At 36.7% G+C, this 22992-nt stretch carries 28 protein-coding genes and 1 other annotated feature; of the genes, 12 read left to right on the top strand and 16 right to left on the bottom strand.

Going from position 1 to position 22992, the window contains the following annotated elements:
• Positions 1–356 precede the first annotated feature (356 nt).
• Together mecA and spxA are read right to left on the bottom strand one after the other, a co-directional pair.
• Complete coding sequence (gene mecA / locus BME96_RS04785; RefSeq protein ID WP_026041500.1) at positions 357–1052, bottom strand: adaptor protein MecA; 696 nt, start codon at positions 1050–1052, stop codon at positions 357–359.
• 439 nt (positions 1053–1491) lie between these two features.
• Positions 1492–1887: a transcriptional regulator SpxA gene (gene spxA / locus BME96_RS04780; RefSeq protein WP_019378978.1), complete on the bottom strand. Its 396-nt coding sequence runs from the start codon at positions 1885–1887 to the stop codon at positions 1492–1494.
• Between the two features lie 367 nt (positions 1888–2254).
• Between spxA and BME96_RS04775 the strand changes: the two genes are divergently transcribed.
• Positions 2255–3184, top strand: a complete 930-nt coding sequence (locus BME96_RS04775) for a c-type cytochrome (RefSeq protein ID WP_071648451.1) — start codon at positions 2255–2257, stop codon at positions 3182–3184.
• A 49-nt stretch (positions 3185–3233) separates the two neighbouring features.
• Here BME96_RS04775 and BME96_RS04770 read toward each other — a convergent pair whose 3' ends face one another.
• Positions 3234–3827, bottom strand: a complete 594-nt coding sequence (locus BME96_RS04770) for a GNAT family N-acetyltransferase (RefSeq protein WP_019378976.1) — start codon at positions 3825–3827, stop codon at positions 3234–3236.
• Positions 3828–4089: 262 nt separating this feature from the next.
• On the bottom strand, positions 4090–5298 hold the full coding sequence (locus BME96_RS04765; RefSeq protein WP_071648450.1) for a putative glycoside hydrolase: 1209 nt from the start codon (positions 5296–5298) through the stop codon (positions 4090–4092).
• A 219-nt stretch (positions 5299–5517) separates the two neighbouring features.
• Here BME96_RS04765 and BME96_RS04760 point away from each other — a divergent pair, with 219 nt between their 5' ends.
• Positions 5518–6117, top strand: coding sequence for a YdhK family protein (locus BME96_RS04760; RefSeq protein ID WP_071648449.1), 600 nt, complete (start codon positions 5518–5520; stop codon positions 6115–6117).
• Positions 6118–6370: 253 nt separating this feature from the next.
• Here the strand turns inward: BME96_RS04760 and BME96_RS04755 are convergent, their stop codons facing one another.
• Positions 6371–6907: a DUF6944 family repetitive protein gene (locus tag BME96_RS04755; RefSeq protein WP_071648448.1), complete on the bottom strand. Its 537-nt coding sequence runs from the start codon at positions 6905–6907 to the stop codon at positions 6371–6373.
• A 216-nt stretch (positions 6908–7123) separates the two neighbouring features.
• Between BME96_RS04755 and BME96_RS04750 the strand changes: the two genes are divergently transcribed.
• Positions 7124–7447, top strand: coding sequence for a hypothetical protein (locus BME96_RS04750; RefSeq protein WP_071648447.1), 324 nt, complete (start codon positions 7124–7126; stop codon positions 7445–7447).
• Between the two features lie 173 nt (positions 7448–7620).
• Positions 7621–7799, top strand: a binding site (T-box leader).
• A gap of 55 nt (positions 7800–7854) precedes the next feature.
• On the top strand, positions 7855–8850 hold the full coding sequence (gene trpS, locus BME96_RS04745) for a tryptophan--tRNA ligase (protein ID WP_060681946.1): 996 nt from the start codon (positions 7855–7857) through the stop codon (positions 8848–8850).
• Between the two features lie 40 nt (positions 8851–8890).
• Here the strand turns inward: trpS and BME96_RS04740 are convergent, their stop codons facing one another.
• The 6 genes from BME96_RS04740 to BME96_RS04715 all read right to left on the bottom strand — a co-directional run bounded on the left by BME96_RS04740 (position 8891) and on the right by BME96_RS04715 (position 14426).
• Entirely contained in the window at positions 8891–9652 is a 762-nt protein-coding gene (locus BME96_RS04740) for a YjbA family protein (RefSeq protein WP_071648446.1), read from the bottom strand.
• Positions 9653–9732: 80 nt separating this feature from the next.
• Positions 9733–9939: a YuzI family membrane protein gene (locus tag BME96_RS04735; RefSeq protein WP_019378966.1), complete on the bottom strand. Its 207-nt coding sequence runs from the start codon at positions 9937–9939 to the stop codon at positions 9733–9735.
• A 527-nt stretch (positions 9940–10466) separates the two neighbouring features.
• Positions 10467–11705 carry a beta-ketoacyl-ACP synthase II gene (gene fabF, locus BME96_RS04730; RefSeq protein ID WP_060680607.1) on the bottom strand — a complete coding sequence of 413 codons (1239 nt, stop codon included), beginning with the start codon at positions 11703–11705 and terminating at the stop codon, positions 10467–10469.
• A 36-nt stretch (positions 11706–11741) separates the two neighbouring features.
• On the bottom strand, positions 11742–12680 hold the full coding sequence (locus BME96_RS04725) for a beta-ketoacyl-ACP synthase III (protein ID WP_071648445.1): 939 nt from the start codon (positions 12678–12680) through the stop codon (positions 11742–11744).
• Between the two features lie 151 nt (positions 12681–12831).
• Positions 12832–13788: a BMP family ABC transporter substrate-binding protein gene (locus tag BME96_RS04720; RefSeq protein ID WP_071648444.1), complete on the bottom strand. Its 957-nt coding sequence runs from the start codon at positions 13786–13788 to the stop codon at positions 12832–12834.
• A 23-nt stretch (positions 13789–13811) separates the two neighbouring features.
• The gene (locus tag BME96_RS04715) at positions 13812–14426 is read right to left on the bottom strand and encodes a hypothetical protein (protein WP_071648443.1); all 615 of its coding nucleotides are present in this window, start codon (positions 14424–14426) and stop codon (positions 13812–13814) included.
• Positions 14427–14537: 111 nt separating this feature from the next.
• Between BME96_RS04715 and BME96_RS04710 the strand changes: the two genes are divergently transcribed.
• The gene (locus tag BME96_RS04710; protein ID WP_019376243.1) at positions 14538–14717 is read left to right on the top strand and encodes a DUF2929 family protein; all 180 of its coding nucleotides are present in this window, start codon (positions 14538–14540) and stop codon (positions 14715–14717) included.
• Between the two features lie 71 nt (positions 14718–14788).
• On the opposite strand, the gene BME96_RS04705 is transcribed toward BME96_RS04710, so the two are convergent.
• Positions 14789–15133: a hypothetical protein gene (locus BME96_RS04705; protein ID WP_071648442.1), complete on the bottom strand. Its 345-nt coding sequence runs from the start codon at positions 15131–15133 to the stop codon at positions 14789–14791.
• 163 nt (positions 15134–15296) lie between these two features.
• Between BME96_RS04705 and BME96_RS04700 the strand changes: the two genes are divergently transcribed.
• Entirely contained in the window at positions 15297–16109 is an 813-nt protein-coding gene (locus BME96_RS04700; RefSeq protein WP_408068410.1) for an undecaprenyl-diphosphate phosphatase, read from the top strand.
• Between the two features lie 77 nt (positions 16110–16186).
• A complete protein-coding gene (locus BME96_RS04695; protein WP_060680595.1) occupies positions 16187–16888 on the top strand; it encodes a Crp/Fnr family transcriptional regulator in 702 nt (233 codons plus the stop codon).
• A 465-nt stretch (positions 16889–17353) separates the two neighbouring features.
• Here BME96_RS04695 and BME96_RS04690 read toward each other — a convergent pair whose 3' ends face one another.
• Together BME96_RS04690 and BME96_RS04685 are read right to left on the bottom strand one after the other, a co-directional pair.
• Complete coding sequence (locus tag BME96_RS04690) at positions 17354–18484, bottom strand: TIGR04053 family radical SAM/SPASM domain-containing protein (RefSeq protein WP_019376239.1); 1131 nt, start codon at positions 18482–18484, stop codon at positions 17354–17356.
• Between the two features lie 215 nt (positions 18485–18699).
• Positions 18700–18939, bottom strand: a complete 240-nt coding sequence (locus BME96_RS04685; RefSeq protein ID WP_019376238.1) for a DUF2249 domain-containing protein — start codon at positions 18937–18939, stop codon at positions 18700–18702.
• 196 nt (positions 18940–19135) lie between these two features.
• Here BME96_RS04685 and BME96_RS04680 point away from each other — a divergent pair, with 196 nt between their 5' ends.
• From BME96_RS04680 to BME96_RS04660, 5 genes are all read left to right on the top strand, one after another.
• The gene (locus BME96_RS04680) at positions 19136–19828 is read left to right on the top strand and encodes a Crp/Fnr family transcriptional regulator (protein ID WP_019376237.1); all 693 of its coding nucleotides are present in this window, start codon (positions 19136–19138) and stop codon (positions 19826–19828) included.
• A 164-nt stretch (positions 19829–19992) separates the two neighbouring features.
• Positions 19993–20238, top strand: a complete 246-nt coding sequence (locus BME96_RS04675) for a DUF2249 domain-containing protein (RefSeq protein ID WP_060680593.1) — start codon at positions 19993–19995, stop codon at positions 20236–20238.
• Positions 20235–20450, top strand: coding sequence for a DUF2249 domain-containing protein (locus BME96_RS04670; protein WP_019376235.1), 216 nt, complete (start codon positions 20235–20237; stop codon positions 20448–20450). Before BME96_RS04675 ends, BME96_RS04670 begins: the two co-directional genes overlap by 4 nt.
• A gap of 1 nt (position 20451) precedes the next feature.
• Positions 20452–21696 carry a hypothetical protein gene (locus BME96_RS04665; RefSeq protein ID WP_071648440.1) on the top strand — a complete coding sequence of 415 codons (1245 nt, stop codon included), beginning with the start codon at positions 20452–20454 and terminating at the stop codon, positions 21694–21696.
• A gap of 69 nt (positions 21697–21765) precedes the next feature.
• Positions 21766–22065, top strand: coding sequence for a metal-sulfur cluster assembly factor (locus tag BME96_RS04660; protein ID WP_019376233.1), 300 nt, complete (start codon positions 21766–21768; stop codon positions 22063–22065).
• 199 nt (positions 22066–22264) lie between these two features.
• Here BME96_RS04660 and moaD read toward each other — a convergent pair whose 3' ends face one another.
• Both moaD and BME96_RS04650 read right to left on the bottom strand, forming a co-directional pair.
• Positions 22265–22498 (bottom strand): molybdopterin converting factor subunit 1, encoded by a 234-nt coding sequence (gene moaD / locus BME96_RS04655; RefSeq protein ID WP_071648439.1) that lies wholly within the window; start codon positions 22496–22498, stop codon positions 22265–22267.
• Entirely contained in the window at positions 22491–22961 is a 471-nt protein-coding gene (locus tag BME96_RS04650; protein ID WP_071648438.1) for a molybdenum cofactor biosynthesis protein MoaE, read from the bottom strand. Before BME96_RS04650 ends, moaD begins: the two co-directional genes overlap by 8 nt.
• Positions 22962–22992: the final 31 nt, after the last annotated feature.

Genomic DNA, 22992 nt, shown 5'->3' with positions numbered 1-22992 from the left:
CCTTCGCTACGCTACGTCCAGGGTCTTCAGCTCATGCTATTCCGGTAGGAGTCGCGGGCCAACAGGACGTTGGTTATGCAATCGTTGCCACAAATGTTTTCGGTGGGACGAGGAAACGCAGTCCCAGGACGTGGCGTTCTTAGATTGCCCCCTTCCGCTCCAATCAATTTGTATCTGCTTTGTACCATAAATAACGGGTTATTATCTAACCACTTTACCAGCGAAGTGTATTTTCCGAAACGGTCATTTACAAACAACCAAGTTACGTCGCAGTATATATAAATTATGAATTAGTTTACCACCCTCACATATATTAAATTGCACAAAAAAAAGACACCCTCCTTTAATGAGTGTGTCTAGATATTTGCAGGGAAATGTTCTCTGATTTCCTCAAACGTATTTTCCTCGAGAACTTTCTTACCATACTCTTCTAACATGTGAATCGTAATATCCGCATCATTTGCAAATTCAAATACCTGGCTAATCAAGTCTTCTTGAATATTATCATCCAGTACGTCTTGAGAGAATTCCAGATATAAATAATATTTATTTTTATAGAAATACAAGATTTCCTCTGTAATGCCAGTCATATCCTGGAAGTAATGACTTAACTGAATGACATCTTCAAAGTCATCAAAATTAACGATAATCCAGAGGTTATCCTCCATGTGGTCATCTTCCATTTCTTCTGTATCTTCTTCCTGCTTGGCACCAAATTTATCTTCCAGCATGTTCTCGATTTTTTTATCAACAGGCAGATCTACCGTATGGCCATCTTCGGTATGAAGCTCAATGTTCTCGCCATTCTTAGAAACCTGTGCTTTAGTTACGATTATTTCAAGTCCCTTTTCCAAGGCTTGAACTTGAATCCACAATGGTCCTTCTACATTAAATTCTTCTTTGTAATTAACTTCGTCCATCATTTGCCAGAATAATTGTTCACTACGCTCTCTGTTATACCAAATTTCTTCTCGCTCAAAACCGCGATCTTCTATATCGATATATGAAATATAAAATTTAACCGTGTTCTCATTTATTCTTTCTATTTCCATCATCTATTCTCTCCCTTCTGATAATAGTTAGGTGGAAGAGACAACTTCACCTTTGATGAAACAGATTACAGTATGCTATACCCTAAATTACAAAGCGTTAACCATAATGATCGGTTCATTGTCCCCTCAATTAACCATTTATTCATTAAAAGCTATATATATAACTATATGACTTGAGTATATAGTTTCTTCTTAGACCTATTGTATGATAACTTCCACCATATTGGAAATTAAAAAGCCCATAATTCATAGAATAGTTAATAATATATTTTAGACCATTTACACCATTTTGTCACCATGAAATTAATTTAAACAAGAGGACATGCTCATGGCCAAAACCAAACTGATAATACGGTCGGCTTTTTGTAGTGGCTATTTAAAATTAAAAACGCAGATCATCACCAACTGATCTGCGTTTTAATTTATTTAATGAATCTGATTAGTTAACCATACGTTGCGCTTCACGTAATTGAAACGTACGAACCGTTCTAGGTAAAAATCGACGAATCTCATCTTCGTTATAGCCCACTTGCAGACGTTTTTCATCTAGTATGATTGGTCTGCGTAACAGACCAGGATTTTTTTGGATCAAATTAAATAGATCCTTCATTGGCAATTGCTCAATGTTAACATCCAATTTTTGAAAAACCTTTGAGCGTGTAGATATAATCTCATCTGTACCATCTTCTGTCATTCGCAATATTTCTTTGATCTCATCCAATGATAATGGTTCAGAGAATATATTACGTTCAGTGAACGGTATATCATGCTCTTCTAACCATGCTTTTGCTTTTCTGCAAGATGTACAACTTGGTGAGGTATAAAGTGTTACCATTAAAACTTCACTCCTCATTCTGATATGGGTTTTTTCATTTCGAAAACACGGATTAACTTATTCGATTATTAAATTAAAATAAGTTTAATTAACCCCTATGTAAAGTATACTACATTTGTCTAATGAAAGGTAGAGGATATTCAAGAAATTTAGGGTTTTTTTATGTTTGTTGAAATGTATTTCTGTCATTAATGTTAAGTTACCCCTAATCATTTTTAATTAAACCCTCTAATTGAAAATAATTGATAATTTTTTTAATAAAAATGAACAGCAGCCATTATTGACATTAAAACTGTGATAAATGTCATAGTTTTATTACTGAAAAACAGATAGCTTAGAGATAGAAGATAAAAGGAGGGAAAAAGATATGCTTAGAAGCAAATCAATTTATTTTTTAATATTAATTTTTCTAATACTAACCGTAGCTTGTTCTGATAATGAAAACGCGGAAAAACAATCCAATACGAGCCAAAAAGAAGCTGCGAATGAAGAGCTTGCTTATAATCCTCCATCAATGGATGACTTGAATCCAGATGATCCTCTTACAGAATATATAACCTATGGGCAAGAAGTGTTCAACGAAACAAATACCATCTTGCCCGATAATGTAGGAAATGAACTATCATGTATGAGCTGTCATGCAGATGGCGGTCTTTCTAAGGCTTCTTCCATGGTAGGTGTTACAACACAGTTTCCACAATACCGTCCCCGTGAAGGAGTGGTATTTACTATTGAAGACCGCATTAATGGCTGTATGGTACGAAGTATGAATGGGGAAAAACTTGATCCGGAAAGTAAGGAAATGCGAGCAATGGTCTCTTATCTAACATATATATCTGAGGGAATTGAAGTCGGAGAAGAAATTCCTTGGCGCATGCAAAACACCATGAAGGAAATTCCAGAACCTAGTGTATCCAGCGGGGAAGCATTATATGAAGAAAAAAACTGTTTATCTTGTCACGCCACCGATGGTTCAGGAACAGGAACAAATACAGGACCTGCTCTTTGGGGGGAGAATTCATTTAATGATGGTGCTGGTATGTCAAGAATGTCTAAGATTGCAGGATATATTCAAAATAATATGCCGCCAGGAGCAGCTGAGCCTTTAACAGATCAAGAGGCTGCTGATATTGCAGCTTTTATTCTATCTCATGAAAGACCGGAATGGAAAGGACATGACACAGATTGGCCTAACGGAGGCAGACCAACAGATATAATTACCAAAGACAGACGGGAAAAGATCAGAGAGGGCACATTCGATTGGTCTGAAATAGACAATATTATACCAGCAAAATAGCTTTAAATAGAGAAACCCATCCTTATACCGGATGGGTTTCTCGTTCAATTTATACTTTTTCTTTTGGGGTTAAACTTTGCAAAATATCCGCTGTATCCCGATCCTCATCATAAACAAGTACCTCATCTACGGATTGATATGCCTTTCCATACAACTCTTTATCCTTATAAGTATGAATATCTTCATACATTCTCTTCATTTGCTTATAGATAACCTCTTCTGAATCGTCATTTGGTGACCAATATAGTATCTCCATAGGAGTTTCTTCATTTGTCGCCAATGAGCGTCGGTTATAACCAATTGACTGGGCATGGGTAAAGCCTTCTCTGCTATAAAAATGCAATCTCTTTTCTGTATCTGAATCCTCGTAATCCACAGGCTCCACTTCCAAGATAATTGGCTTATTCTTTTCTTTAAGCTTTTCAATTAGCTTATGACCTGTTCCTTTGCCACGAGCTTTTGAAGATACCCATACATAATCTATAAAAATAAACGTTTCAAACTCGGCATACATCATTACGTGCAGGGGACTTTCGTCTTTGTAATATACATCCCCCTTTTCCTCTAGGAGCATCTCCATATGCTCTTTTGATTTCATTTCTTCCACTGGAAAGTACTCGTTCAATTTCTCATACCAATTCATTGATCTACTCCTTATTGTTTTAGTAGTCCGTTTTATTATAACGAATCAAAATCAATTTGTTAAATTCATCTCACAGGGTAGGATATCCAAATAGAGCAATTTACATTAGCTTTTCTTAAGAACAACCCATTTTATTCCAAATTACTCGTTCTTATAGCGGATTTTAATTAATTAGGTGTAGATTAGAGAGAGCTTGTTACACTTAGATTATGCAACATGAAAACAGACCACTATTTTAAATAATGGTCTGTTCCGTTTAAATTTATTTTGACAATCCAACTTTATAGTCTACATTTTCGGTGTACGAGTTTCCTGCGTTCCATAATAAAAACTCGTGTATGTCATTTTCATATAATGCCTTGATCTGAGCCTCAACCTCTGCTTTTCCATATTGTTTTGTAGGCCCACTATATAACCAAGGTGCTTCGAAGTCTTGAATCCATGGGCGAGAAACAGGTGGGTCTTCCAATTTACCAAGAACTTCATTTTCCACCTTTGCATATTCAGAAACTAATTTATATGGCTCCGTGTCTGGTTTCTCTATACCAAAATAGGAGGTCCAATGACTTGGATAAATCATAGAAGAAATAACATCTACATTTTTAGATATGCGTGAAAAGTTTTGCCCAATTCCAGGTGTTTCTTCTAATGTTGCTGCATATCCAAAAATATCTACTGCTACATCCACATCATAATAAGAGAGCTCTTCCCTTGCATATGCTACGAAGTCAGTAACTGCTTCTACTCGTTTCTTTATGTTGTTCATATCTGCATCTTTATAGTCACCAAGAGAATAGTTTAACTCTTCGTCTCTGTGCTCAAAGCCTTCCGGGAAGCGAACATAATCAAATTGGATTTCTTGAAAACCCATTTCCGCTGCTTTCTTGGCAATTTCTACGTTATATTCCCAAACTTCTTTTTGGAACGGACTAACAAAGGCATCACCGTTTCCGTTTGTCCATACCTTTCCATTCTTGGTAAAAGATAAATCAGATCTTTTCTTAGCCAACACTGTATCCTTAAATACAACAATTCGGGCGATTGGATAAATTCCTTTTTCTTCTAACGTTTTCATAAGTTTCTTTGGATCATCAATATAATTTTTCCCAATATCTTCATAAGGAGAGCCTTCTTCCGGCTTGAAAGTAAGGTTTCCATGATCTTCTTTAATATCAATAACCATTGAATTCAAGTCAGTTGTTTCTATTAAATCAACAAGCTTATCAAACCTGCTGCCCCCGGCTGAGTTTCCTGTTACATATATACCTCTGACTGCATCTGGATACTCAAATTCATACCCTGAATCATATGTAAATCGCTTCATCTTTTTATCTACATCAATCGGCTTAATGCTCGTTTGTCTTTCCTTATGTAAGTTTGCTATTTCTGCCTCATCTGCGCTAATAACTATTGGTATCATCAGGCATACGAAGATAGCGCTGACAAAGGTTAGGTATTTTCCTAATCGCATAAACTATCAATCTCCCATTCTGTTATATTACCAGTATAAAGGAAAACAATAATTTTTTGAATGAAAATTAATAGATTTTGTCATTTTTTGTTATTGTCTAAGGACTGTTCGTTTAACTTCCCCTACAAAACATTTTTCAAAAATGTAAACAAGTCTGCATATAATCTGCATTTTTTATGGGTATAGTAGGAAAGAATTGTTATCTAGGAGGTAAATACAATGAGATTAAAAAAAGTTTTAATGAGTCTGTTGTTACCATTTTTCCTTATAGCGCTCACTGCTTGCGGACAAGGTAATGATGAATCCCCCTCAAAAGAATCATCAAATACTGAGATGAATTCAGAGACCACGGAAGAAAATAATTCTGAATCACATGGGGAAATGAATCACTCAAGTTCTGGTGAAGTTCCTGAAGATCTGAATAGTACCAAAAATCCAACCTATGAAGTTGGAAGTAAAGCGAAAATTACTACAGACCATATGCCAGGAATGGAAGGCGCAGAAGCAACGGTTTCTGGAGCATATACAACAACGGTTTACACAATTTCCTACACCCCAACAACAGGTGGTGAGAGAGTAGAAGACCACAAATGGGTCATACATGAGGAAATTAAAAATGCAGGTGATGAACCGTTAGAACCCGAAGCTGAGGTTACTATTAATGCCTCTCATATGAAGGGGATGGATGGTGCTACAGCTAAAATTGATTCTGCTCAAGAGACTACTGTATACATGGTAGATTATGTCCCAACAACAGGTGGCAAAAAGGTAACAAACCACAAATGGGTAACTGAAAGTGAATTAGCACCAATTCAATAAAGATCTTTTAATTGAGCTCCAAAACAGCTGTGATGCGGGAAGGGTTATTTCAAAGGTATGGGTGAAAAATAGCTGAAATGCAGTATGAAATATAAAGAAACATATGCTTACATCAATTAATTTTGATGTCGATCTACAACTATATCATGAAACAGTTGATAACCAACTACCAACTCATACGAGCCATTTTACAATTAATGTTATTAGTAATATAAAATAAAGGTGTATTAGGATGGGTGTTTTCCTTCCCACCCTAATACACTAAATTATAAGCTTCGTAATAATAATTTTTGTGCGTTTCATTTTCTATTGTTAGGTGAATGGCTGAAATGATAGCCCCTCCCGCTTGAATCCATGCTCCAGTATAATCTAGTAAACTAGCATCAACCTTTTCTTCCTTCTCTATTATTCCAGATATGGACTGAAGACTGTTTCCGATAATCTGCAATAAGTCCCCAATAGCTTCAACCAGCTTATTTTCCCTCACCGCATGTGTAAACCCTACTCCGGCTCCCACCGCTTGGATAAGGTTACCTTGAATTTCAAGAGTGATGTTTTTTTGATATAGACCAACCACGACAACCAGATTTCCAGTTGATTGAACTTCGTTAGCAATTTTATTTACTATTATCGAGGAATTTTCAGAAATAATGGCATTGCCGATAGCTTGTAGCATATTTCCTGCTTTTGCAAATACCTTGCTATTTGTCTCACTAAAAGCAGGCTCTATTGCATTTATTACTGTGCCGGATGCTTGAATCCACCCACCCATTACTGCTATGTGATTCAATTAGCTCATCCTTCCGAAAACATTTTCAACTAGCTTCATTGTGATGATATTATATGAAAAAATAAATAATTTTTGCTGTTTTTTCATAATAAATCATTAATTATGTGATTGCCTATGCAATTTCTTATTATATAACATAGGTTAATATAACTGTGCGGATATATTATTCTGTATAGAAAAGAGTGAAGACTGTATACAAAAAATGGAGGTTTTAGAATGAATGACAACACGAATAATTTTCAGTTAGCTCAAAATGATGAGAGGATTTTCGGGCGCCCGTTCGGCAGACCATTTGGTTTTGGCCGTCCTTATGGTTTTGGATTCGGCAGACCATTCGGTTTTGGCCGTCCATATGGATTTGGATTTGGCAGACCATTTGGTTACGGGTATCCTTATGGTGGATTTGGGTTTGGCGGGCCATTTTTAGGTGGCGTAGTTGGTGGTTTATTAGGAAGCGCATTACTTTCTCCATACGGTTATGGATATGGATATGGATATGGATACCCTTATTATGGTGGCTTTGGATATCCATTTTATTAGAAGTCTTACTGTGTAGGTGAGGTGATTTCCAGGATTACAATACAGGAAATCACCTATTTCCTATTTCAGATCTTATGCTTAATGTTTATTTTCAACATATGATTTTCTCAATTGATACTTGCGCCCCTATATGAACTTGCATTTTTGTATAAATATATATATAATGATAAAAAATAATAGCAATGAAAAAGGCGTAGTACAATTGCCCCCTGAATTCTAGAGAGCTTGTGGTTGGTGTAAACAAGTATCAAGGTATATTGGAATTGGACTTTGGAGCTAATTTTAACACACAAAGCGATTCTGTTGTATGACAGAATAATAAGGGTGGCACCGCGGTTCATTCGTCCCTGTTTATGGGGATTAATGAGCTTTTTTTAATGGAAAAAAATAAAATTGGAGTGAACAAGATGAAAACAATATTTTCAGGTATTCAGCCAAGTGGTACATTAACCATTGGTAATTATTTAGGGGCGATACAACAGTTTGTCCAGTTACAAGAGGAGCATGATTGTTATTTTTGTATTGTAGATGAACATGCGATTACCGTACCACAGGATCGTTTGAAGTTGCGACAAAATATTCGTTCACTTGCAGCAATTTATCTGGCTTCAGGTATTAATCCTGATTCCTCTACACTATTTATTCAGTCTGAAGTTAGCGCACATACACAGCTTGGATGGATGCTACAATCGATCAGTTATATGGGTGAGTTGGAAAGAATGACACAATTTAAAGATAAATCGGAAGGTAAAGAGGCTGTTTCTTCTGCTCTATTCACCTATCCATCTTTAATGGCTTCCGATATTTTACTTTACAATACAGATATCGTTCCAGTTGGAGAAGATCAAAAACAGCATTTGGAGCTTACACGTAATTTGGCTCAACGTTTTAACAATCGTTTTAATGATATTTTCACTGTTCCAGAAGTTAAAATTCCTAAGGTTGGCGCACGCATTATGTCTCTACAGGAACCAACGAAGAAAATGAGCAAATCGGATACCAACGAAAAAGGCTTTATCTCTATGCTCGACGAACCTAAGAAAATTGAAAAGAAAATTAAAAGTGCGGTTACTGATTCAGATGGTATAGTGAAATTTGATAAAGAGAATAAACCTGGGGTATCCAATCTATTAACAATTGAATCCAGTTGTACTGGAAAATCAATCGAAGCACTTGAAGCAAAATACGAAGGCAAAGGTTATGGGGACTTTAAGCAAGGCGTAGCAAATGCTGTTATAGATGTACTGCAACCAATTCAGGAAAAATACTACGCTCTTCTCGATTCAGAAGAATTAGATACCATATTAGACCATGGAGCAGAAAAAGCTGCCTTGACAGCTAATAAAAATTTAGCTAAAGCTAAAAAGGCAATGGGCCTTGGCAGAGTTAAAAAGAAGAAATAAATACGAAGTGGGGAACGTATCATACGTTCCCCCTTCTTGTTTATTGTAGCTTTGAAGCGTTTTCTTCTTTTCCGTTTTCCATTTCATATAGTTTCTCAAGAAATGGCTGTCCTTTGATTAGCTTTGCACACAAATCCTCATGAGAGCTTGTCCATCCTTTTTTCACACCATTATACAAAGCTTGCCAAACTTGATCTTCATTCATATCGCGAATGTAGGGATAGTTTTTCGGGTCCCATTCCGTAAGCCAATAGCGTAATTCTCCAAGATTGTTTGCTGTACGCAGCTGATCAAGACCCATCATTAATAACTGTTTCAATTGACGTTCTTTTCTGGTTAAACCGAAAACGAGCTCAGGCTCTAGTGAAAGCATATGATACTCTTTTTTGTAATGTCTATCATCAAATTTGAATGATTGTGCCTTCGTATTTTGGATCATATCATATACTAGTTGTTCTTGCCTTGGAATTAATCTGCTTTTCCTAACAGGGATCTGATAGCCTATCGTGTCAATTACCATAATATCATTTCCATCTGTAATAATAGCAGCATATTCCATAACGTTTCTCTCTTGCCCTTTACGAGAGTATGCCCGTTTATAAATTACGTCCAACATCGGTTTAGGTAGCTCGTGCATGTCATTTTCAATATAGTTGTATAGATTTTCCGTTATGTACAAGAGGGGAACCTGATCTAACAACTCAATTTTATCCTCTTTTCGCCATTCATGAAAATAACATACGTTATACCCATTCTCTTCTCCTTCAAACCAATTTACCCATACATCATGCAGATATAACATACAACAACCCTCACTTTAAAATGTGAATTTACCATTCATTATGACCATCCTCCTAGAAAAATATTCTAAATCTGTTAAGATTATGGACTATGTGGAAATCGGTAAATTACAAATGCGATTAAAATCAATCCAGCCGGAAGAAAATAGCATTCTGGCCTTGTTGAAATAAAGCTGAAGTATTCCAACCAGGTTACCCCTGCAGGAAGAAAATTTGTATATGCTATAATTGTGACCCCACCTGTTACAGCAAGTCCAAAGCCAATTAAAAATAAAAATATATACCCCATACCATCCCCACCCCATGCTTGTACACCGTAATTAATTCCATTTTATGCAGCTAATCAGGAAAAAATGAGGGATGTCTGAGCTTTCATTCATTGTCCGCTTCATGATAGACATTCACACGTGTTTTCACGACCGCATTGTCCGTCATACCTTTTATGATAGACATTCACACGCATTTCCACGGCCGCATTATCCGTCATACACTCGATGATAGACATTCACACGCGTTTCCAGGGCCGCATTGTCCGTCATACACTCGATGATAGACATTCACACGCATTTCCACGACCGCATTGTCCGTCATACACTCGATGATAGACATTCACACGCATTTCCACGGCCGCATTGTCCGTCATACACTCCATAACAGACAAGGTAAGTCATATTTAAGAAACCTAGAAAACCTTAAAATCTTTGCCACCAAAGCTAATAAGCTCTTTGCCCGCCAAGAGCAATAATGGATACAGAGCCATAAAAAAAGGCCGATCAGCAACTTTTGCTGATCAGCCTTTCTTAATAGTTTCTTATATTATTGATATTTTTTAAATACTAATGCTACGTTGTGTCCACCAAATCCTAGAGAATTGCTGACTACTACGTTGACGTTCTGCTTCCTGGCTTCATTTGGAACATAATCCAGATCACAGTCCTCATCTGGTGTTTCATAGTTTATTGTAGCAGGTATAATGCTATCCTCAATTGTTTTTAGAGAAATAACTGACTCTATACCACCTGCCGCTCCAAGTAGATGACCAGTCATAGATTTTGTCGAGGAAACAGCAACCTTATATGCATATTCACCAAATACTGTTTTTATTGCTTCTGTTTCAAATTTATCATTTAGTGCAGTACTTGTCCCATGCGCATTAATGTAATCGACATCTTCCGGCTGCAAGCCTGCATCTTCAATAGCTTTTTGCATTGCTCGAGCAGCACCCTCACCATGCTCAGCTGGGGCTGTGATGTGGTAAGCATCTCCGGTTGCACCATAGCCAACAATTTCCCCGTAAATATGTGCACCACGTTCTAATGCAGTCTCCAATGTTTCCATGATCAAAATACCTGAACCTTCACCCATAACAAAACCATCGCGGTTTTTATCAAATGGACGGCTTGCTTTAGAAGGATCTTCATTCAATGACAGTGCTTTAGCTGATGAAAAACCAGCAAAGGCCATATTAGATATTGGGGCTTCTGTACCTCCAGCTATAATATAATCAACATCTCCACGCTGCACCGCTTTAAAAGCATCGCCAATTGAGTTTGCACCAGAAGCACATGCAGTCACACTACAAGAATTAATTCCTTTTGCACCTAGCTGAATAGACACCTGACCAGCCGCCATGTCTGGAATCATCATAGGAACAAAAAATGGACTAACACGCTTCGGTCCCTTTTCCAAAAATTTTGTATGCTGGTCTTCCCATGTTTGCATACCACCGATGCCTGAGCCGATCCACACCCCAACACGATGTGCATTGGAATCATCAATTGTCAACTTTGCATCTTCCACCGCCATTTTGGCTGCTGCGACTGCATATTGAGTAAATGGGTCCATTTTTCTTGCATCTTTTTTGTCCATATATGCAGTAGGGTCAAATTCCTTTACTTCTGCTGCTACTTTTGCAGGGAAATCATCTTTGTTTACTCTCGTTACAAAATCAATTCCGGATTTGCCTGCAAGAACATTTTCCCACATGGTGTCTACATTGTTTCCTAAAGGAGTTATTGCTCCAAGCCCTGTAATAACTACTCTTTTATTATCCATAAGGTAACCTCCTATAATATTTCGTTCTATTTTTGTCTATTTTCCCCAGCGTAAAGCGACGGCTCCCCAAGTCAAACCGCCTCCAAAGCCAACCATTACTACTAAATCATTATCTTTTATTTTACCATCTTTAACTGCTTCTGATAACGCCATTGGAATTGATGCTGAAGAGTTATTTCCGTATTTCTTTATCGTTTTTGCCATTTTGTCTTCTGAAATGCCTAAGCGCTCACGTGCTGCATCCATGATTCGGATATTTGCCTGGTGTGGAATTAAATAGTCCACATCTTCTTTGTTTAGACCAATTTCTTCAATGACATTTACAGTAGACTCCGGCATTTGACGAACTGCAAACTTATATACTTCACGACCATTCATTACTAAATGGTTATCTTCATTTTGATATAATTCCTTGCCTCCTGCACCATTTGCACCAAGTTCAAAGGATAGAATACCCTTCCCTTCTGAAACTTCACCTATAACAGCGGCCCCTGCTCCATCACCAAGCAAGACACATGTTCCACGGTCCTCCCAATTGGTAATTTTAGATAGCTTATCTACACCAACAACGAGAATATGCTTATATGCTTTTGTTTCAATAAATTGCTTAGCCGTAATCATACCATACATAAACCCTGAACATGCTGCACTTATATCCATAGCCGCAGCATTCTTCGCACCTAATTTATCTTGTATCATACAGGCTACAGATGGAAATGGCGTGTCAGGAGTTACTGTTGCAACAAGAATCATATCGATGTCTTCTGCTGCGATACCAGATTCCTCTATAGCCCCTTTTGCGGCATGGTATGCCATGTCAGATGAATCTACGTTATCTTCTGCAAGTCTACGTTCTTCAATTCCTGTACGCGTCCGGATCCACTCATCATTTGTATCGACAATCTTTTCCATGTCCTTGTTTGTCACAACTCTTGTTGGAAGGTAATGACCTGTACCTAATACACCAACGTTCATATTTCCATCTCCTTATATATTAAAAGTTTATTATCAATTATTATGACTTGGTACTAATTTTAATGTATTAATGTGCAACTTGCAAGAGTAAAAGCTGCTAATCAACCTCCCAGCACGCTTTAAAAAACCAGTGTATAAGGGGTTCCCTATATTAGCGGGCATTTGGCAGCTTCCCTGTTTCTATGTATTCCTGAATGGATTCTTTGATTTCTTGTTGAAAGCTTTCAGGAACAAGTGGACTGAAATCTCCGAGAGATATAACGCCATCACCAAAATCAAATGTAAGAACCCCACCATCGAGATTTCCCTTATCAAATCTCTCTGCTGCAATTTCATAAAGCTTGTCCACATGTTGTACAGTGCTTGTTAAAACAGTGTTCTTCCCTAACTTCAATTGATCATCTACATACCCTATTGTATGGACATCATTCCTCTTCGACCTTTCAATAATTTCATTACTAAACGAATCTCCTGTTGGATAAAATACATCAATGTCATTTCCAAGCATCTTCTTATAAATATCTATAGCTAAGTCTCTATTGACCCATGTGTTTAATATTTTTATATAAATATCTACAGCAGGATTTTGATATTTTGCGCCCTCATAGAATCCCTCAATTTCGGGTTGCCATTCATATGCACCTATAATTCCCAGTTGATTTGTCTGTGTCATTTTACTTGCCACCATTCCACCAAAAAAACCCATAGCTTCTCCATTAAATTTTAAGCTTGTTAAATTGTCGGAATGAATATTGCCATTAAAATAGACAAAGTGGACATCGGGGTAATCATTTGCAATTTCTTTAAAATATTTACCAAAACTATTACTATGACCAAAAATTAGATTTACCCCATTTTCCACAAATTCATTTACCGCTAGTGCAACATCGTTTTCTGTATATATATTTTCTTTATAGTAAACATCCACATTCTCTGTTTCCTGAATTGCCATTAAGCCTTTATAACCTTTCTTCCCCCAGGCTTGCTCCTCCATTGGACTATCAAAGAGCATTCCAACAGCCTGCAGTTCGCCTCTACTATATAAATTGCATCCACCAAGTAACACTAATAAAATTCCACTTATACAGATGAAAAGTACTCGTTTCATTTCGGCACTCCATTCTACTTCAATTAATCCATATTATACATTGCTCCATATTGTTCATAATGTTTTATAACTTGCTCTATCCGTTTCTCCTTAGGTATATTGTCACGAATATAAATGGAATTTTCAAGCTTTTCTTTTTCTCTCTTTTTCATTTCCTTTGTTTTTACATACAAGGTAGATGAAGTTTTCTTGCCTTTTATCCATTGGATAAGTAATTTAGTGAACTCTTTTATATATATAGCATCTTGATCAAACCGCGTTGAATCAAATGGAATGATCTCTTTACCGTGAAGAATACCTTGTTTATTCATTGGCATCCATTCCCCATAAAGCAAAGGTGCGAAAATAAAAATTTCATTCGGACTTCGTGATCTATTTTCATCGGGGTTAATAACCAGAATGTGTTCTGCGTTCATTTCATTCGGCTTTCTATTACTATTAGTAAGAATGGCATGTTCATAAGATTTCTTTGTCTCTAAGTTCACCATTTGAAAAGAACTATTTCTACCAAAAAACATTGTTAACATATCATCCTTAGTTGTATCCTCTATTCCATTTACTTTATATCCATGCTCAAGTAAATCATTAATTATATGAAACCCAATCCAATCATTGCAAAATGCTACTAATTCCGTCATCATACTGCCTCCCTATTGAAATAATACTTTTATTTTATGTAAGGATTTGATAAACTAGGAAAGGAAGTTTGAAATCATTTAGACAGTTAAAGAAAAAATGAGGTGTTCACGTTGCGTTACATATGGACAATAATTTGGGCATTATTAATAAGCTCCGTTCTTTCCTATGTATTATCAAGCATGGGTGGCGAGTCATTCAGTTTCCTTAGCACGATAGTATTTGCCGGCATTCTTGTAGTGGCAATTGCTATATTAGGGGATGGCGCGTTGAAAGAGGATCATAGTAATTAATTGAAAAAGTTAGAGAGAACCCTTGCCTTTAAGCAATAGTTGGGCAAGGGTTTTCCTATTACATTATTTTCTTAATACCATGGCAAGATACTTAGTGCTGTAAGAGCTGCAAGTGGAAGTACCAGTCTGCGAAATCTTCTCGGTCTGTAAAACCCTGGATAGCCACCGAATCCGTACCCGGGAAAGCCGTAACCTGGATAACCAAAACCATAGCCAAACTGCCTTTGGTCATCTGGAGATGACATGTTTTGATGCTCCTCTGCACCAATTGGCACTGCAAAATAGACGTATTCATCATCTAATCCAGTAATAATTCCATCAACTTGGGAGCCATCTGTTGTTTCAGCAAGGACATAAGAATGCATATGTTTTTTACATAAATCGTATATATGGTTATAATCATTATTCATTTTCATCTTAACCGCCTCCTCACCATCTAGACTATTCAACTAGTAATTACTTGGTGACTTGTCAGCACATTAAAATAAATGATCATTGTTTTAGTGAGTCAATAAAGTTACTATCTTATCGAATATGTTTAAAAGAACGATTGAAAAAAGGAGATATCTCATGGAGACATTGACAGAACTAGGCACATTAATAAAATATTTAATTTTAGGGTTATTTCAAGGATTTACAGAACCAATCCCCATTTCTTCAAGTGGGCACCTCGTAATTTTACGAGAGCTTTTTTCTATTAATATAAAGGGATTATCATTTGAAATATTAGTTAATTTCGGATCCCTCATTGCTGTATTACTTGTGTTTCGAAAAGATATTATTCGACTAATCCAAAACACACTTCACTATGTTACAAAAAAAGAAGAAGCAGCCAAAGGTGATTTTCAATTTGTAGTTTTCCTTATCGTTGCTACAATTCCAACGGGAGTTCTTGGACTTCTTTTGGAAGATTATATTGAAGACAAACTAAGTGGAGTTGCTGTTGTTGGTTTTACGTTACTTATAACAGGCGCAGCTTTGTGGATTATTCGTAATATGCGAGGGAACAAAAATGATGGAGACTTAAAAGTGAAGGATGCATTGATCGTAGGTTTCGCCCAAGCTGTTGCCTTGATTCCAGGAATCAGCCGTTCTGGAGCCACCATTGTAGCTGCAATGCTTGTAGGTATGAAGCAGGAAACCGCATTGCGATTTTCCTTCTTGTTATATATTCCGGTCAGTCTTGGTATTACTGTCCTTTCATTTACAGATATTATTAGTGATCCTAATTTTGATGCCTTAATGATCCCATATCTAATTGCATTTATGGCATCTATTGTAGCATCTTTCTATGCACTTAAATGGTTTATTAATATTATGGCAAAAGGAAATTTAAAGTACTTCGCTTTCTATTGCTTTATTGTTGGTATCCTTGTTATCCTATTCTTATAGATATTAAGCAAGCATACAAAGTGTATGTTCCAGATAGAGTATGCTGTTCCAGTGTTTTATAAAGGTGGTTGCTCCGTATGAAAAGTAAAGTAAAGACATCTGAAGTTTCCACTGATCTTCAGAAGCTCCTTCATAAGGAAGGAAACCCTTTATCAATTAAGAAAGATACGTTTCTATTTAATGAAGGTGAGCCTGCTTCCAGATTATTTATGGTAACATCAGGAAAAGTACAAATTGGTAAGCTTTCCCCTGATGGAAAAGAACTGGCTTTAAGAATTTGTCATGCTGGTGATATTATTGGGGAAGTTAATTTATATTCCGAAGAAGTAAAATATATTCTTCATGCAAAAGTACTGGAAGATGGAGAAGTGATTGTACTCGATAAAGCAAAGCTAGAAGAAAGCTTACTGCAGGAAAAAGAACTTACTATTGAATTTATGAAGCTAATGAATAATTCCTATCGAAGGGACCAAACCAGATTTCGTGATCTTGTACTTTTCGGTAAAAAAGGCGCACTATATTCTACGTTAATCCGCCTTTCAAATAGCTATGGAGTAAAAACAAATCAAGATATTTACCTAGATATATCACTGACGAATCAGCAATTGGCTAATTTTTGTGGTACAACAAGAGAAAGTGTCAATCGCTTGTTAAACGAGTTGAAACGAAATTCAGTTATTTCCATGGATAAAGGCCATATTACCATTCATGATTTGAACTTTTTAAAGTCAGAAATAAATTGTGAAGACTGCCCTATTGTCCTATGCACCATACATTAAAACATATGAGGAGTCGGCTAGCATAAGCTGACTCCTTTTTTCTCTCTAAAAAATGGGGCTTTTGCAAATGTTGGGGTACAAAAGCTACTTCTCACTAGTTCGTAGTAGGAGTAAATGCGAACTAGTGTGGGACAATCGGCTGCAGAGCAAGATAATCCGCCAGAGAACAATTTAATCAGCTGCAGAGCAAAATAATCCGCCGGAGAACAATTTAATCGGCTGCAGAGCAAGATAATCTGCCGGAGAGCAATTTAATCGGCTGCAGAGCGAGATAATCCGCCGGAGAGCAATTTAATCGGCTGCAGAGCAAAACTATCCCCGGAGGCATTCGCAAACAAGCTATAGTTTGTTCACTATACTTTATTTTCCGAAGCGGCCATTTCAAACAACCAAGTTACTTCACAATATATCCATTTCACGAATCATTAGACCCAATAATATTAGTAAGTGCTTGCGATTCTGTTGTTATACTTTCGAAGACTTCTTTTTACGCATTGCTCTTGGAATATACACACAATATGGTTCACTTTCCATGTAATCACCTGTCACATTATAGGCACGGGATCTGGATCCTCCACAAACATGTCGGAACTCACAAACACCACATTTCCCTTTATATTTATCAGGATTACGCAAGTTCTTAAAAACTTCGGATTCGCGATAAATTTCCGCAAGCGGTGTTCTTCGGACATTACCAGCTTTTACAGGAAGCAATCCACTTGGATATACATCTCCTGTATGAGAAATAAAAACGAAGCCATTCCCATCATTCACACCTTTTGGAGCGCGTCCTAAGCCGTCAATTTGGCCGGTCTTACCGTTCATCAGTGCATCCTCATAAAAAATATGCTCCTTATCACTCATTCCTTTTTGTTCTCTAATTTTATTTTGGATTACCACTCGTCTATAATGCTGACCAGCTGTGGTTTTAATATCAAAGGGAACACGTTTGGATAAGTCATAGAGCCATCGAAACACCTTCTCATGTTCTGCTGGTGTAATCATATCGGATTCCTTTCCTCTTCCTGTAGGAACAAGGAAAAATACACTCCACAACACACAACCAAGTTCTTCCACCATCTTAGCCATTTCATCCAAATATCGATAATTATATCTTGATATAACTGTGTTAATTTGCAAAGGCATGTTTAATTCATGAAGGTACTTTATTGCATTCATTGTTAAATCAAAGGATCCTTCTGTTCCCCGAAAATGATCATGTACCTCAGCACAATGCCCATCAATACTAAAAGCCCACCTTGCTAAGCCCACATCCTTTGCTTTTTGCATGGCTTCTTTTGTAACATTTGGTGTTGCAGATGGTGTCATGGATACCCGGACACCTTTTTTAACAGCATATTCTGCTATATCAAAAACATCTGGTCTTTCAAGTGGGTCTCCACCTGTAAACACAAGCATTGGGTTATCCATTTCATATATATCATCTATTAGCTTCTTACCTTCTTCAAAATCAAGCTCCAATGGGTTTCTATGATATTGAGCTTCTGCCCGGCAATGAAGGCATTTTAGCTGACAAGCTCTGGTCAACTCCCATATAACAATAAAAGGATTTTTATTATAATCTCGTGAAAACATAGTACCCCTCCTCAAACTATCTACATAAATTGTAAATTACTATTTTAAAAGTGGGTGTGATGTTTTTCACTTTTTTAACAGAATTCATCATATCGTCACAATCATGGAATACTAATATTAATGATCTATATGAACTTGTATTAAAATTACTCTTTCACAAAACCCTAGCAGCAATTAAAAATAGACCCGGAAAACTGGGTCTATTTATTCTAAATTTATCTTTTTCCAATCGCCACTCTCCAAAGCATTGGCCCTTCTTCTATATACTCCCATTCAAAGGAATCTTTCCTTTCCATCATAAATTGATACTGTAGCGGTTTTGGATCATGATCATTTGTTAGTTCCATAACCTCTCCTGCTTTTAATTCATCAAAAACTTCAAATATCCGCGGATGTCTTATTCTTGGCTCAATATCTGGTGCATGCACTTTTGCTGCATACTTTATCTCACTCATGTAATCACGCCTCCCAATCATTTGTTTACATGTATATCATAAACTGTATAGAGTGGATATGATGTGAGATAAAACACCCCTAGGATATGATATTTATCACATTATTACAAAGCAGTTATTTTTTCCATAGGTCGCAGTTCATTCTCATGGTAAACTGATAAATAGAATAAAGACAGAAATTGAAAGGAGTTTTTTGGTGAACACGCAATCGATTCAGGAACTTTTACAACGATTTCCTATGTTTAAAGATTTAACTGATTTTGAAATGGAGCCTATTATTAACCTTGCAAAAAACCGGATATACCGTTCAGGAACCCATATTTTTATGCAAGGTGATCCTCTAACTAATGTGTACTTCATCCATAAGGGACTAGTTAAAATATATAAAACAGACATCCATGGTAAAGAACAGATCGTCAATATGCTTCAGCCTGGTGACATGTTTCCACACCAAGGATTCTTTAGGCAGGATGATTATCCGGCACATGCAGAGGTAACTGAGGATGCTGTACTTATTTATATACCAATACATTCCTTTGAAAACTTCCTTATCACTCATCCCGAAATATGTATTAAACTTTTCAGGGTACTTGGAGATAAAATTGTGGATTTGCAAAATCGGCTGCAAGAAAAGATTCTTCATAATACGTATGAACAAATAATCCTGTTATTATTACGATTGGCTAAAAACCATGGAAGAGAAGTTTCCGACACACATACGGTTATTGACACACAATTTACAAATAGAGAAATGGCCAATATGATTGGCTCCAGTCGAGAAACCGTCAGTCGAACATTAACCCAATTAAAAAAGAAAGACTTCATACAAACGGATAAAACAGGGCTTTTACAAATTAATACAGAAGCATTAGAAGATGAATTATTCTAATCACAGAGCAGGTTCTTATCAAAGATACCTGCTTTTTTAATTTATATAAACGTTTCCACTTAACAGGATTTCTTCACTTAAATTGATGTGATACAAGTCACTTCACTCCTAATTGAAAGTGATTATCATAAAAGGGAAATAATCAAAGGTAGGGAGATGCTATTATGGAATTAAAAGAAGCTGTCGTACTTGATGTTCGAGAAGATCTTCGATTAAAAAAAGAACCTTTTGATAAGATTATGGCTGCAGTAAAAAGTATTGAAGTAGGGCAGGAGCTTATTTTGCATGCACCGTTTAATCCACTTCCACTGCATAAAGTGCTACACCGAAAGGGATTTGCACATCAAGTTGAAAAAGTAGATAAAAGGCATTGGATTGTAACCTACGTAAAAAAGGGGGCTACGAAATGATTATCGATAATCGAGGTTTAGAACCTCCCCAACCAATGATCCGTACATTGAAGGCGTTGGATGGCATGAATATTGGAGAGCACCTTTCTATTATAAATGATCGGAGACCAATGTTTTTATATGAAGAGTTGGATGAGCGTGGTTATTCCCATGCAACAGAGCCACTGGAAGATGGCAGCTTTAAAATAATCATTACAAAGTCTGGTGATTAATATGATTTCAAATACAATGAAGTCTGAAACAAATGTCAAGCTTCCCCTTGCTTTTATTCTATATGGTCTTATAGCACTGATTATTGCACAAATCATTTTGTTCATTAATTCAGATCTATTAACCAATAGTAGTTTTCGTCTTCCCGACATTTGGATGGGGGCTCATTTTCTTCTTCTTGGATATGCAGTTATGATTGCAATGGGAGCCATGTACCAGCTTGTACCTGTAGCTTTTTTAACACCCATTTGGAGTCACAAACTTGGCTATATTCAGTTTGTCATTACAGCATTAGGGTTCTCTATTTTTTCCGTATTGCTTGGTCTAAAGCCGGAGAAAGCAATCTTTGGGGGAATTTTAGCTATTGTTGGGGTTCTTCTATTTCTTATTCAAATGGCCAGAACAATTCTTTCCCAAAAGAAAAAAAATAAAATGACATATTTTGTTTTAGGAGCTTTATCAAGTTTCTTTTTGACCATTTCAGCTGGGTTTTTATTAGCCTGGAATCTATCCTACGGAGAAATTATAAGCCATCAAACAATCCTTGGTTCACATATTGTATTAGGTGTTGGTGGCTGGTTTAGTTTATTGATATTTGGATTTTCCTATAAGCTTGTTCCTATGTTTAGCTTATCACATGGCTATTCAATGAAATGGGCGAAAAGCTCTTTTGTTGTTTATATAACTGGTTTACTATTATTGATTTTATCCTTTTGGACTAATTTTATTTATTTTGAAACACTTGGTTGGATACTTTTATTTCTCGGATTTTTATTTTTCACCTTAGACATAAAAGAAATTTTAGCAAAAAGAATGAAAAAGAAGCTGGATAAACCTTTCATTTTCTCTCTTGTAGCCATTGGAAACGGGTTAGTTATACATTTTATTGCCCTTCTGTTTCATATGGCTGGATATCAAAATCCAATCAGCTGGAGCTGGATTATATTTCTCTATATCATGTGCTGGATTGTCTTCAGTATTCTTGGCTATTTATATAAAATTGTTCCTTTCCTTTGGTGGACCTATAAATATTCTAACAAAATTGGCAAAGAAAAGGTGCCTACATTAAAGGATATGATTCACGAAAGCTGGAGTGTGGTTTTATTCATCTGTTTCATAACTAGTGTGCTTGGATTAACTGTTGGTGGGTTGGGGCAATGGAGTCATCTCGTCATTACTTTTCAAGGCTTATTAACACTCACCTCCATCTTATATACCTGCTCTATTTTCCGTGTATTGTTAAAGTAAATGTTATCTATGTTTGTATCGAAATGGATGGTCAGGCAAATTATCAAAAAAGAAAGGAGATTTTTAAAAATGAATTTAGAAAAGCAAGTAGCCGCTACCTTGTTTGAAGTTATTGATCCGGAGCTTGGAGTTAATATAATGGACTTGGGTCTTATCTATAGTATTATGGTGAATGAGAATAAGGATGTTACGATCCGTATGACTCTAACAACACCAGGATGCCCCATGCATGATAGCATTACCAATGGCGTAAAACACCGTGTCAGTCAGCTTGATAGTGTGAATGTTGTAAAAGTAGATCTTGTATGGGAGCCCTCCTGGAACCCAAGCAAAATGAGCGAAAGAGCGATGGAAATGTTAGGTATGTAAAATTCTGCCGCGTAAAGTGGAATATTTCCCCATAGCAATGATTAACGCAGTATCTATATTCTTAATTAGGAATTTATCTATTCTCAAAATCATTGTATATTCCAATATATATCGAAAGCCAAATTGATGGTATCAGTATCCTAAGCACCTAAAAAAGAGACTGTTCCGCACACGAGCGAAACAGTCTCTTCTTCTCTAACTAGCCACCACTGACCGGTGGAATAAATGCAACCACATCATCATCAGCAAGAATAGTATTCTCCGTCGTGTACTCTTCATTTACTGCAATCATCACATTGTCAAGTGTCTTAAGCTCATACTTTGCAACAAGCATCTCCTTTAATTCTTTCACAGATTTTCCTGCTGCATCCATGGGAATTTTTCCACTGTCTACCTTTTCCCGAAGCTCAGCGAAAAATAATACCTCAATCATCTTGCATCTCCTCCTTAGCGGGTAAATTACCCTCGTAAGAAACCTGCTCCTTTTGATCACCAATCCAGAGTTCCCCATTTTCCCAATGCTCTTTTTTCCAGATCGGGACAATTTCTTTAATACGTTCAATCGCATAGCGGCTCGCTTCAAAAGCATCCTTACGATGTGGTGTGGAAACTGCTATAACTACCGCAATATCGGAAATGTCCAAACGCCCAACACGATGAGCAATCGCTGTTTGCGTATTTTCCCACCGTTCATCTATTTCTTTTCCTATTTCCTCGAGTTTTTTTTCTGCCATGGCAGCATAAGCCTGGTATTCAAGGTATAAAGTCCGCTTGCCTTTAGTAAGTTCGCGAACTGTGCCAATAAATGTGTTAATTGCTCCTGCTTCTGCTCGTGTTACTTTGTTAACGACATCGTTAATTTCTATTGCTTCTTCCGTAATCCAAAAATTCTTCATAATATCCCTTTCCACATAAAATACTGACAGT

The organism is Virgibacillus halodenitrificans (genome assembly GCF_001878675.1).
GTDB lineage: Bacteria > Bacillota > Bacilli > Bacillales > Amphibacillaceae > Virgibacillus_Q > Virgibacillus_Q halodenitrificans.
Note: the sequence above shows the minus strand (reverse complement) of the source record. Positions and strands in the feature narration are given on the sequence as shown.